Here is a 13,054-nt window from a genome sequence, read left to right as displayed (position 1 = left end):
TGATGTCTTGAAAACTTAAACCTTGCAGATGGTTCATAGGGGAAAACGACTTTCAAAAACAGTTTTGTGCGAACACTGCAAAGGCACGAGATTTGATGCGCCAGAGTTTAGCATGGATGAAAATGTTATGATTAAAGCACTATTGATGCACGGCATTGTCCATTTCATATGCGCCCTTTAACTTTTGATAACCGTTTTGTCCGAGAACTACCGGGCGACCCTATCCGCCACAACTACACCAGACAAGTCAGTGACTGCCTGTGGTCTGCCGTACAACCCACCCCGGTCAAAGATCCGCAACTGATCGTCTATAGCGCAGAAGTGGCCGAGATGCTGGGACTCACCGCCAGCGACATGCAAGACCGCGAACTGATACAAACGCTGGGTGGCAATGGCATGCTGGACGGCATGTTTACCTATGCCACCCGCTATGGCGGCCACCAGTTTGGGCATTGGGCGGGTCAGTTGGGCGATGGACGTGCCATTTTGCTGGGTGAGTTAGTGCATGGCGGCAAGCGTTTTGAATTGCAACTTAAAGGCGCAGGCGAGACCCCCTACTCGCGCTCGGCAGATGGCCGTGCCGTATTACGCTCCAGCTTGCGCGAATTTTTATGCTCGGAAGCCATGTACCATCTAGGCGTGCCGACCACGCGCGCCTTAAGCCTGGTCAAAACCGGTGACCAGGTGGTGCGTGACATGTTTTACGATGGGCATCCGCAGCTGGAACCTGGCGCCATTGTCTGCCGCGTGGCCCCTTCATTTACGCGTTTTGGGCATTTTGAGCTGCTGGCCAGCCGTGAAGAATTCGCGCTGTTAAAACGCCTGATTGGCTTTACCCTGGACCGGGACTTTGCCTACTGGTGGCCGTCAACCGGACTGACGCTGGATGTGAATGACCCAGCCCCAGAGCTGATTGAAGCCTGGTTTGAAGAAGTGTGTGCCCGTACGGCAGTGATGATCGCGCACTGGATGCGCGTGGGCTTTGTGCATGGCGTGATGAATACCGATAACATGTCTATCCTGGGCCTGACCATAGACTATGGCCCTTATGGCTGGATAGATAATTTTGACCCTGGCTGGACACCCAACACCACCGACGCACAAGGGCGCCGTTATTGCTTTGGCCGCCAACCCGATATTGCCCGCTGGAACCTGGAACGGCTGGCAGAAGCCTTAGGTACGCTGTTACCATCCACACAAGGCCTGGCGGACGGAATCGCCACCTATGACCAAACTTACTTCCGCGCCCTCACCAGTAGCCTCGCTGACAAGTTTGGGTTTGAGCGCTGGCAGGAAGGGGATGGCGAGCTCATCAATCAGATTTTTGAGTTCATGACCCGTGCCGAAATTGACCAGACACTGTTTTTCACCCAGCTTGCGCAAATTGACCTGCAACAACCGCAAGTCAGCACCCTGCAAAACGCTTTTTACACGCAAAAAGGCTGGCAGGATTTTAATCAGGATATTCAGGCCTGGCTGATGAATTATTGCCAGCGCCTGGCGCAATCCCAGCAAACAATAGAGCAACGCCAGCACCGCATGGCTGCTGCCAATCCGGTCTATGTGCTGCGCAATTACCTGGCTCAAGAAGCGATTGATTTAGCCACAACTGGCGACAATAGCCGCTTGCTGGAACTGCTAGAGGTCTTACGACACCCTTATACCCTGCAGCCTGGCAAAGAGCACTTTGCGCAAAAGCGCCCGGACTGGGCAAGACAAAAGGCGGGTTGCTCCATGCTGTCGTGTAGTTCATAATTTTAGCCATGGTTACCGCTGAACAATTGATAATAGAAGCCGGGTTACGCCCTACACAAGCACGAACGGCCGTGCTCACGACGCTGATCAACTCGCATACCGCCTTGAGTCAGCCTGAAATCCTCAACGCCTTGCAAGGCGTCAAAGAAATCGACCGGGTCACGGTGTATCGCGTCCTCGACTGGTTGCAGGAAAACGCCCTCATCCACAAAATATCCACCGAAGACCGCGCCTGGAAATACCAGCTAAACAGCCCAAAACGCAGCTTTAAAACGCCCAGCAGCACGTCCCCTGGCATGCTCAACAACCACGGCCACGCCCACCTACTCTGCCAGTCCTGCGGCACCGTGTTATGCATACACGAACTCGCTGCGCATATTCCACAAGCGATTTTTGATACTTATCAGGTGTCAAATATTGAGATTAGCTTGAAGGGATTGTGTCCGGATTGTCAGAAAGCGGCTGCAGTCGCACACGCTTAACCTGCTGGTGTTGTAGACGCCATGAGCACGGGAACTTGCGTGATTTTTGGTGCTCATAAGTGAGTGGATTCAAGGGCTAACATCGGCACTTTAATCTAGCAGTATCCCTTTGAGAACTTAATCATGCGCTCACAAATTACCTTTCCGCTGACCATTTATTACGATGCCTCCTGTCCCTTGTGTCGGACTGAAATGGAGACGCTAAAGCAAGCTGATGCTGCCAATCAGCTAATACTGGTCGACTGTTCGCAAACTGCAATGCAGTTACCTGACAGTTGTCCGGTCACGCGAGACGCCCTGATGAACAGGATTCATGCGCAAGACGCCATGGGACGCTGGATCAATGGTGTCGATGTGTTTGCCGCGGCATACAGCGTGACAGGCTTCACAAAGATAGGCAGATCCTGGTCTAGCCGGATACTGCGGCCCATCTTGAGCAGAGCCTATCCGTGGGTGGCCGACCACCGGCAGTGGCTCAGCAAAACACCCTTGCCGTGGTTGCTACATAAGCTCATCTCAAAAAACGCCAAGCCTCGCTAGTTGGCTCATCACAATGACCTTAGTGATTGGTCTGGCGAAGACCTTTACACCCATGCTGGATGCACTAACTCAGTGTATGCATCACAATGCATCTCGGAGAAACGCACCCAGCAACACAAAGGCATTAAGACCATATACGACACAGGATCTACATGTCTCATCAGCTTTATGCGAGTAGTTTCTCGCGCTTAGGGTCATAAAAAGGCAACTTCACAACTTCTCCCGCCAAACGTTTCTGTTGCCCATCCAGCTTACCTATTTCCAGGCGCGTGCCTATGCTGGAAAAATCGGGTGCCACGCGCACGATGGCAATCTGTTTTCCCATCAATGGCGAATAAGTAGCGCTGGTGACGATGCCAACCGGGAAACGCCCATGATAAACATGATCGCCATGACTGGCAGGGTCGCCACCTTGCAGAATCATGCCGACTAAACGATGTCGGCTCTCTGGCGCTTGCCGCGACAAGGCTTCACGACCGATAAAGTTTTCCTGTTTGCTATGTAAAGGCACACTGAAGCCAGTGCCTGCTTCAAATGGATTGGTACTGTGGTCAAACTCGTGCTCAGCCATACTCAAGCCGGCTTCAATGCGCAGGACGTCAAGTGCATTCAAGCCCATTGGGGCAATCTGAAAACGCTGACCCGCTTGCCACACAGCATCCCATAATGCTTCGCTATCATCGGGGTGGCACCAGACTTCATAGCCCAGTTCGCCTGTGTAACCGGTTCTGGAAACCATCACGGGCACCCCTGCAGCCCCTCCTAGCCGGCCAATCGCAAAGTGAAACCATTTGAGTTTTTCAACCGATGGCTGACTATCCGGGGTCCAAATGAGCTTGCTTAACAACTCGCGGCTGTTCGGGCCCTGCACAGCGAGATTGTCTAGCTGTGCACTGGCGTTGCGGATGCTGACTTTAAAGCCTTTTTCATGGGCCTTTTCCCTCATCCAGATACCGGTGTATTCCGCACCGCAGCACCAGCGAAAAGCCTGTTCTCCCATACGAAATATGGTGCCATCATCGATCATGCCGCCAGTTTCAAGACAAATCGCCGAGTGCGCAATTTCACCGATGGCCATGCGGCTGATGTTCTGCGTTAATACATACTGCAAAAAAGCCACCACATCAGGGCCGACGATTTCAAATTTGCGTATCACCGACAAATCTAGCAGTGCCACGCGTTCACGACAGGCGAGATATTCTGCATTCGTCCCCCAGCCATCGTATTCAGTGGCCACCCAATAGCCTGCATAGTCGATAAACTTTTTGGTCATTGCGGAAGTTCGGGGGTGAAAACCAGAAGGTTTGGTCATGCGAGGCAGCTCCTCAGAAGTGTTGCGATAGGCAATGGCGCGGGGAAAGTCTTGTGCAGCATCGTAAATACGCACATGAATATCGGTCGGATGCCAGCCATTGGCAGGGTCAATATCGTCAGGACAAGCGGAAGAGGCGCAGACAAGGTCTCGCTCAGCACGCATTAAAATATAATCTCCCGCCCGTGACCACGGTTCATCCATCAGCACGGCGCCCGAGGCGTCAATAAAGGTGTTAAAAAACAAATTAATCGCTGGCCAGCCAGCCCGTGGTGCAATGCCATAGTGAGCCAATCGTTGGTTAAAGTTGTCGGTGCAACTGGCATGGCCGAAATAGCCACTGTCCTCGTAATATTTGGGGGTACACGCCAGTAGAAAACTATCGTGCCGACCCACGGTATCCTGCACCACTTCTATCATGGGTTTCAGATCCGAACCAAGGTATCGTGAGTGCAATCCGGGTACAGGATTGCTCAAGCCCATCACCGTTCTGGTCGCTGTCGGATCCAGTCCCAACACGCTGCCTTGTGCCAACGCCTGTTTATCAAACGCAATAAAATCCGAGCATTGCTTGCCAGACACATCAATAATCTGGATCCATTCGCCTTTTTTGACTTCATAGGTCTGTGCCGTGGCGCGACTAACCCTCAACTCGTGCTTGATTGGCGCCAATGGTGCTGGCAAGGGTGGTTCTGCCAGATTGGCGTAAGTCACGGTAATGTCCACTTCGGTGACTGGCGTGTGCGCTTCAACAGACATGTTTGGACCAGCCGCGACAATCATGACAGTCAAATCATTTGCCGCTGTGAATTTGGCATGCTCTGCACCTGACACTGTGATTGCTTGCTGCAAAGAAGACTCATCCAGCTGCCAAGTGTTTAATTGATTACGCAGCCTTTGGGAGGCCGCACCACGCTGCTGAAGTTGCTGTTGAATACCTACCGCGACGACTGGCGGACGCTTGTCGAGTAACGCAGGTGTCAATGTGCCATGTGCATCCAATACAATCAACTCGGTGCTTTGCGCTTGGTCTGGGCTTAGAATTTCAAGCCGGTCGCCTGCGCTTAGGGATAATTGAATGGCATGTTGTCCATCCAGACGGTACTTGCTAATAGGCTTGGTGAAGGAAGCGCCAAAATAATAGTCCTCCCCCCACTGCTGTTCTTTGATTGCTTGCATCGATTCACCATGTCTTACGAAGTGTCCAAGTTAAAAGCTTGCCTATCCTATGGATATCTATTAATAGGTTGATATTCACCAATAGGCCGTTATCCAATGCACTAATATTGACTTTGACGGCATGAGATTCAATTACCCTCATGGCGTACCTCTTTGGTATTAGGCTTCGCCCTCACTCAGCCATGTCAACAATACATAAGCGCAAGCGATTCCGGTGTATCAACAAGGCTTGGCCTATGCGCGGTCATCAAAACTCACTCAACACATCTCCAGCCACGGCCTCATCAACGGGATGACCTCAACCTCACTTACCCAATTTGGAGTACTTCTTGATGAGGATTTTTCATCTTGGTGAAGCAGGTTACTTTAGCGACATCGCGCTTCTAAACGCGGCGCAAACTAATCAATCAGATTTATGGAGAATCCTAATGTCAACGCGAATAGCCATACTCGGGGCGGGTCCAAGCGGCCTCGCACAGCTTAGAGCCTTTCAATCAGCCCAGGCAAAAGGCGCTCAAATTCCAGAAATTGTGTGCTTTGAAAAGCAAAGCGACTGGGGTGGGTTGTGGAATTACACCTGGCGTACAGGGACAGATGAACATGGCGAGCCTGTCCATGGCAGTATGTATCGTTATCTTTGGTCTAACGGTCCCAAAGAGTGTCTGGAATTTGCCGACTACACCTTTGAAGAACATTTTGGCAGGCCGATCGCCTCATACCCACCACGCGAAGTGTTGTTTGATTACATCAAAGGTCGCGTTGAGAAAGCAGGTGTGCGCGATTATATTCGCTTTAATACGGCTGTACGTAATGTCATCTTTAGTGAGGAGACTCAGAAGTTCACCGTGACTGTGCAAGATCACACCACGGATACCGTTTACGCAGAGGAGTTTGATTACGTGGTCTGCGCGACGGGGCATTTCTCTACCCCAAAAATCCCGAGTTTTGAAGGCTTTGACAAGTTTGGCGGACGCATCTTGCATGCCCATGATTTCCGGGATGCCCTGGAGTTTAAAGACAAAGACATTCTATTGGTCGGCAGCAGCTATTCCGCAGAAGATATAGGCTCGCAATGTTACAAATATGGGGCACGCAGCATCATCAGCTGTTACCGCACCGCACCAATGAATTATAAATGGCCAAAAAACTGGGAAGAAAAACCCAATCTGGTCAGAGTCGATACGGATACTGCTTATTTTCTCGATGGCAGCTCGCGAAAAGTGGATGCGATTATTCTGTGTACTGGCTATTTGCATCACTTTCCATTCCTCGCAGATGATTTACGCTTAAAAACCAACAATCGGCTTTGGCCACTTAACCTGTATAAAGGCGTTGCATGGGAAGACAATCCAAAATTCTTCTATATCGGCATGCAGGATCAGTGGTATTCCTTCAATATGTTTGATGCGCAGGCTTGGTACGTGCGAGACATTATTTTGGGACGTATTGAATTACCGGCAAAAGCCGAGATGAAAGCGCATAGCATGCTATGGCGTGAAAAAGAACTGGCGCTACAAACAGCGGAAGAAATGTACACCTACCAAGGCGACTATATTCAGGAGCTGATAGATGCCACCGACTATCCATCATTTGATATTCCTGCGGTAAACAAGACCTTCCTTGAATGGAAGTATCATAAAAAGCAAAACATCATGACTTTCCGTGATCACTCTTATCGCTCCTTGATGACGGGCACCATGTCCCCACCCCATCACACACCTTGGCTAGAAGCGTTGGACGACTCCTTGGAGGCGTATCTCTCCGATAAAAGCGAATTGCCTGCGGTGAAAGAGGCTTAAATTAAACGATACGCTCTCTAAGGTGCTCACTTCATCCCGTGCAAAATGCACCCTTATTAAGCATATGATTTAACGGAAAAATACCATGGAACGCGGATATTGGATTCGAAGTAAGCCGGTCTACTCAACCTTGGTCTGGCAACAACAAGCAAACGCACATATTGTGCTGGTTGAAGGCAGTGCCGGGGGCCTGGCGGCAATGAAGTTATTCCAGCAAATGCATCCAGAGCACCCTACCAAAGTGCTCTATGCCAGAAACCCCGTGGTGCAACAGGATCTCAGCATCCCCTTAAGCAAAGTCGTACCGGATGCGCTGTTGATGTTTGAAACGACAGAGGAGTCTCTCGTTGCATTTGAGGCCCATTTATCCAGTGCATGCATGGGCTTACGCATCTACGTGGCAGGCTCTGAGCGCTTTATCTGGCAGGTGGCTCAAATGGCTGACAAATATGGCATTGATGACAGTGACATCATCAAAGAGCTCGTTGGCACCTTAGCTCGGCCTATCTATTGTGTTCATTGCAAGACTATCTCTTATGAAGCGCATACCAATATCAAAAAATGTGATGGCTGCGGCAAACAATTGTTTGTCAGAGACCACTTTTCTAGACGCCTTGGTGCTTATATGGGGCTGATGGTGGACGCTGAAGACCCAGGGCAGATTCCAAGCATTGAGGAGATTTACCCTTGAGTACATTTAAAGTTGTTGTTTCAAATATTCAGCAAATCACTCCGCTGATTAAGCAGTTCTCCTTTATCAGGGAGGATGGCGCAAGTTTGCCTCCATTTTCAGGGGGGAGTCATGTGGTGGTTGCGATGAACATCAATGGTCGACTCCATCGCAACCCTTACTCACTGATGGGCTCTCCGCAGGCGCCTGATACTTATCACATTGCCGTGCGTCTACAAGAACACTCACGCGGTGGCTCGGCTTACCTCCATCATGAGGTCAAGGTTGGCTCTCAATTAGAAATCACGTATCCAAACAACTTATTCGCGCTGGATAAAAGAGCGCGTAAACATCTCCTCGTCGCTGGTGGCATTGGCATCACCCCATTCATGTCGCAGATTGAAGATTTAATCAGGACCAAAGCCAATTACGAATTGCATTACGCCTATCGCTCTCAGGATCACGCGGCATTCACCTCTACCCTGAAAGAAAAATGCGATGAAAGAATCCGTGTGTATGTCGAAAGCGAAGGACTCAGCATTGATCTCAAAGCGCTATTAAGCAAACAACCCCTGGGCACCCACGTCTATGTGTGTGGACCGAATGCGATGGTGGTGGCTTTAATTGAAACGGCGCGATCACTGGGTTGGCCAGAAAATCATATCCATAGCGAACAGTTTTTAGCGCCGCCTTCAGGTGAACCATTCAAAGTGAAATTGGCAAAATCTAACATTGAAGTTCATGTCCCCGCAGAAATGAGCATGTTGGAAGCCATTGAAGCGGCAGGGGTGGATGCGCCCTACTCTTGCCGTGGCGGCGCATGTGGCCGCTGTGAGCTGGAAGTCATCCGAACTGATGGCGTGCTGGTGCATCAAGATCACTATTTATCAGAAGCAGACAAGGCGGCTGGCAAAAAGATTATGCCTTGCGTCTCGCGCGCAAAATGCCACTCCTTAGAAATCAATCTTTAACAGGAAATGCTATGAGCTTAGCTTTTAAAAAAGAAACCTTTCGCGATGACTATACCTACCAAAACTCAGCCGAAGCCATTAGACGGTTTCCATTTCCGTTTGCAGAAGACACCTACATGTATTCAGTGAATATTGAGCCCCACACCAAGGGGCCGGTGGGCGCTGTGACTGAATTTGCTTTTGATATTGATGAGCACTACGTCGCTGAATGCGAGGATAAAGCCAAAACATTAGCGCTAGATGCGGGACGGTACCAGGCCTTGCCACACATGGCGGAGGCGCAATGGGACTTTCTAGAGCTGACGATGGAAAGTTTATCGAACGACTATCCTGACCTATTTTCGCTCAAAAAAGACGGCCTATTGTGGACCTGGGAAAATAAACCGCTTGGGATTAAAAACACGTTTACCTTTGGCGATAGCACCTCGTTTGACATGGATCCAATGGAGTATATGGGGAGACAGGTGCAAGGTGACTTTGTGCTGTTGGATCAACGCAACGGCACGTTGTATGCTGATGCTGGCTTTATCACCAGCCAAGCAGATTGGTCGCTGGCCTTTGATGTGGGCATGGCCTGGCATGAGTGGCACGGCCCTGTCCCGCAAGTGACGAAACTAGGTGTGATGGATCGCGCTTTAAAATTCCTCATGGCCTTGCAATTGGGTGCACCCGTACGGCGTTTAAATTGGACCATGACGATTAACCCAAGGCTAGACACTTCGCCAGAAAACTATCCCTTGTGGGGCGGCGACCGCAATAAAGTCACCATCGACAATGTGGGCGAGCTGGTACATTTACGTGTTGAGTTACAAAGCCTATTCAGATTGCCACGCAGCAATGCCATACTGTTCAGTATCCGCTGCTATTTAATCAATATGAATGAGTTAAGCACTTCCGCACGCTGGGCAAAACGCTTTCATCGGGTGCTGAAGTCATTACATCCGGATTTGGTGGAGTACAAAGGCTTAACCAAGTTTAAAGATTTAACGGTGCAATGGCTGTCTAAAAAAGATGATGGCGCAGAAGTGGCGTTAGGGACGCACCCATAACGCTGGATACCCTCTATCTTGAAAATCACATGAAATACTTTTGTAAGCGCTGTATGGCCTGCGACCCATCCTCTTGAGCCACGTCGGTAATGAAGCCTTCAAGTGCTAACAACTCTCCAGCACTTGAAAATACCCCTTTACCCTGCTCTAGTACCCATTTAACCGCGCCAGAACGCGTATAAATACGATAAAGTAATTGGAATTTTTGTTGATGCCTGATTTTCTCTTGCACATGATCCCAGGCGATATTGCGGTCCTCAGGATGAATAATCTGGGCATAGGAAAAGTTGGGGTTGCCTATCATTTCATACGGCTCGTAACCCGTAATGTCAACCGCGCCTTCACTGACAAATTCAAAGCTCCAGTTTTTATCATTTTTACAACGATAAATCATGCCAGGCGTATTGTTGATGAGCGCATTAAGCAGATGCCGATGGCTTCTTTTGGTAGACTCCGTGAGCTTCATTTGGCTGATATCGGTCAGGGTGCCGATGATGCTGGATCGTTCGCCTTTGTATGCGGTGGTGTTTTTCGCACGCAACTCCACCCAATGAGAATCGCCATTTCTGGCAATCAGACGAAACTCGACAACGGTTTTATTGCGCTTTCCTTGAATCAGAGAAGTAATTCTCGCCTCAGCCAACGCTTTATCTTCTGGATGCACAAAAGTAAGTAAGGTTTTATTGAGACATTCTTGTACTTTGTAACCTAACATTGATTCCCAAGAATGGTTTAAGTATATGATTTCTTGATTCACTTTAAGATAAAACACAATTTGTTCTATGTGATTGATGAGTTGCTCATGTATTGAGTTTTCAAGCTCACTGGATTCCACCATCTTTTGTGAAAGGCTTGAAGAGAATTGGAGTAAATTGACCACAGATCGACTGTCTTCTTGTATGGGTGAAACGGAGACGTGTGCCGGTAAAATGCTGCCATCCAGGCAGAGCATACGAATGCGTAAGTGATTCTTTTTATCTTGTGTCGCCGTTGTCTTTGCAAATAGAGAAGCCAGCAGCTGATGGTCGCCAGGATGAATAATATTGGTCAGCGGCATCCCGACCACTTGCTCCTGCATGCTTAACATGCCAATTTCCATCAGAAATGCTTTGTTCGCAAACTTAACAATGTAGCCATCAATGACTGCGGCAGGCGTAGAAAGATTGCTAGACACATCGTTGGCCCAAGTCACGCTATGATCCATCGATGGCTTGGGATGACGCGTATAATGTTTACGAAAGATGGGGTAGATTGCAATCAACAACAAGGAAGTCAATGCGGTGGTTGCAGCGATCATCAATGCAGATAAATGCGTGTTAAATGAGGCGCCAGATACCCACCATGCGTTAAAGACGATAAAAAAAATGACACTCAATATTAGTGTGCTAAAAACAAACAAACTCATCTAAGCGCCTTTCGCGGGAAATTTCAATTCCGGAGTCATCCTTGAGCATTCAATTTGCAAACCTGATCAAAAGCATCAAAGATCTGACAATACACACATTGTATGCAAAGCTTATCATATTAATTTTTTGTATTACTTCCAGCTTGATACTCATGCAGGCTGGCTCTCTTTTTTTGCTCGACTACACTGCTAATAATCAAAAAGTCATTCAAGACATCACCAAAGAGCAGATTTTCTGGCAACATTTTTCTGACACCGCCATCGGAGAAGCGCCCGAGAAATTGACCGAAGCAATCCTTAAGGCCGATCCCCATTTACGCTTTGATCTCGGCAAGATGGTGGCACAGATTAACAACCATGATGCCACTCAAGTCAATCAACTGTTACAGAAACTTAGAGAAGCAAGAGAAAAAATCAGTGACACTAATTTTCAACAAGAGCAGATCACATCGCAACGACTCACGGTTCAGACTTTAATCTCAAGCTATGAGCAATTTGTCGCGCTATTGTTGCAAGAGGTCGAGGCAAAGCAATCAGTGATTTCACTGCTGCAGCTGGTCAGCATTTATTTAGCCATCAGTTGCTTGATCACCATCGCGTTTAGAGCCAGGAAGCTGCTGGTTGATCGAATGGATACGCTAGTCGGCTTTGCTGGTCAAGACGCACAAAATGAACAGCGCGAGCAGGATGAAGATGAGTTTGTCAAAATTGAACGCCTGGTTTACGAAACCTCGGCAAGACTAGAAGGGTTTAAAGCAGAAAACGAATGGTTCAATCAAAATAGCAGTGAACGCCTGCGTCGATTAATTAGATCACAAGACTTTCTGCATGAATTTGTAGAATCTATCAACAACACTTTATTAAGCGAAACGGTCTTACGCAAAAGTTTATTCTCGCTGGAAAAGGCCTTAAACATTTTAAATGTTTCTCTCATTTTTACAGAAAATGACTTGGGCATTTCAACAGAGCGCGTTTTATTCTCCAATCACAAACCAGAAAAACTCAGTGACGCCATTTTAGAAGATCTCACCACAACGAATCTGGTGAGATTCTGTACCAATGACAATTCGTCACATGACAATGGATTTCAATGCATTGCGGTCGGCTTCGTCACCCCCACTGGGGCATTGGGCGTGTTACAGGTCGAGGCGGATCTTGAGCATGTGTTTGATGAAACAGAAACGCAGTTGATCGAACTGACGGCCCATTTACTTTCTATGGTGATGGGTTTCCAAGGGCGGGAGCAAGAGGGTCGGCGTCTGGCATTGTTAGAAGAGCGTGCGGCCATTGCCCGTGAATTGCACGACTCTTTGGCGCAATCATTGTCCTTCATGAAAATTCAAATTTCGCGACTGCAAAGTGCAAGCGACAACCAATTAGAGACAAATGAATTTCGCGGCATTGTCAACGAATTGCGCGATGGCTTGAATACGGCTTATCGTGAGCTACGCGAGTTATTGGCAACCTTCCGCGTACATATGGATGTGCGGGGATTGAATTCGGCAATTCAAACTGCCATTGATGAATTTAGCCAGCGCTCCAACCTATCCATTTCCCTGGATAATCGTCTGATAAACTGTCGCTTGACTGTCAATGAAGAGTTTCATATTTTACATGTATTGCGTGAGGCACTCTCCAACGTAGTGCGCCATGCAAACGCAAGTAGAGTTGAAATCTCACTTAATTTTCAAAGTAGTGGAACCATCATTATCATCGTTGATGATGATGGTATTGGCTACACCGCCACTGAAGCGTCTGGCCATTATGGACAGAGCATCATGCAAGAGCGGGCAGAAAGCCTGGGCGGAAATGTTGCGGTTCTCAGACGCAAACAAGGGGGCACGCGAGTGCGCTTGATTTTTACGCCACAGTTGCCTCAATCATAGAAAGAC

Annotated in this window: 10 protein-coding genes; 8 read left to right on the top strand and 2 right to left on the bottom strand. The window is 48.7% G+C overall.

Going from position 1 to position 13,054, the window contains the following annotated elements:
* Positions 1–168 precede the first annotated feature (168 nt).
* The 3 genes from AACH41_RS06370 (at position 169) to AACH41_RS06360 (ending at position 2,777) form a co-directional block, all read left to right on the top strand.
* The gene (locus AACH41_RS06370; RefSeq protein WP_338657493.1) at positions 169–1,755 is read left to right on the top strand and encodes a YdiU family protein; all 1,587 of its coding nucleotides are present in this window, start codon (positions 169–171) and stop codon (positions 1,753–1,755) included.
* An 8-nt stretch (positions 1,756–1,763) separates the two neighbouring features.
* Positions 1,764–2,237 (top strand): Fur family transcriptional regulator, encoded by a 474-nt coding sequence (locus AACH41_RS06365; protein WP_338657492.1) that lies wholly within the window; start codon positions 1,764–1,766, stop codon positions 2,235–2,237.
* A gap of 123 nt (positions 2,238–2,360) precedes the next feature.
* On the top strand, positions 2,361–2,777 hold the full coding sequence (locus tag AACH41_RS06360) for a DUF393 domain-containing protein (protein ID WP_338657491.1): 417 nt from the start codon (positions 2,361–2,363) through the stop codon (positions 2,775–2,777).
* A gap of 166 nt (positions 2,778–2,943) precedes the next feature.
* Here AACH41_RS06360 and AACH41_RS06355 read toward each other — a convergent pair whose 3' ends face one another.
* Positions 2,944–5,268, bottom strand: coding sequence for a DUF1989 domain-containing protein (locus tag AACH41_RS06355; RefSeq protein WP_338657490.1), 2,325 nt, complete (start codon positions 5,266–5,268; stop codon positions 2,944–2,946).
* Positions 5,269–5,600: 332 nt separating this feature from the next.
* On the opposite strand from AACH41_RS06355, the gene AACH41_RS06350 reads away from it, so the two are divergent.
* The 4 genes from AACH41_RS06350 (at position 5,601) to AACH41_RS06335 (ending at position 9,757) form a co-directional block, all read left to right on the top strand.
* Positions 5,601–7,067, top strand: a complete 1,467-nt coding sequence (locus AACH41_RS06350; protein ID WP_338657584.1) for an NAD(P)/FAD-dependent oxidoreductase — start codon at positions 5,601–5,603, stop codon at positions 7,065–7,067.
* Between the two features lie 85 nt (positions 7,068–7,152).
* Positions 7,153–7,758: a dimethylamine monooxygenase subunit DmmA family protein gene (locus AACH41_RS06345; protein ID WP_338657489.1), complete on the top strand. Its 606-nt coding sequence runs from the start codon at positions 7,153–7,155 to the stop codon at positions 7,756–7,758.
* Complete coding sequence (locus AACH41_RS06340; RefSeq protein ID WP_338657488.1) at positions 7,755–8,708, top strand: PDR/VanB family oxidoreductase; 954 nt, start codon at positions 7,755–7,757, stop codon at positions 8,706–8,708. Before AACH41_RS06345 ends, AACH41_RS06340 begins: the two co-directional genes overlap by 4 nt.
* Before the next feature lie 11 nt (positions 8,709–8,719).
* Positions 8,720–9,757, top strand: coding sequence for a DUF3445 domain-containing protein (locus AACH41_RS06335; RefSeq protein WP_338657487.1), 1,038 nt, complete (start codon positions 8,720–8,722; stop codon positions 9,755–9,757).
* Between the two features lie 25 nt (positions 9,758–9,782).
* On the opposite strand, the gene AACH41_RS06330 is transcribed toward AACH41_RS06335, so the two are convergent.
* Positions 9,783–11,162, bottom strand: coding sequence for a PAS domain-containing protein (locus AACH41_RS06330; RefSeq protein ID WP_338657486.1), 1,380 nt, complete (start codon positions 11,160–11,162; stop codon positions 9,783–9,785).
* Positions 11,163–11,203: 41 nt separating this feature from the next.
* On the opposite strand from AACH41_RS06330, the gene AACH41_RS06325 reads away from it, so the two are divergent.
* A complete protein-coding gene (locus tag AACH41_RS06325; RefSeq protein ID WP_338657485.1) occupies positions 11,204–13,048 on the top strand; it encodes a histidine kinase in 1,845 nt (614 codons plus the stop codon).
* Positions 13,049–13,054: the final 6 nt, after the last annotated feature.

Origin of the sequence: Methylophilus sp. DW102 (genome assembly GCF_037076555.1) — a bacterium.
In the GTDB taxonomy this organism is placed as follows: domain Bacteria; phylum Pseudomonadota; class Gammaproteobacteria; order Burkholderiales; family Methylophilaceae; genus Methylophilus; species Methylophilus glucosoxydans.
The sequence above is the reverse complement of the archived record's forward strand: the minus strand, read 5'-3'. Positions and strand labels throughout refer to the sequence as shown.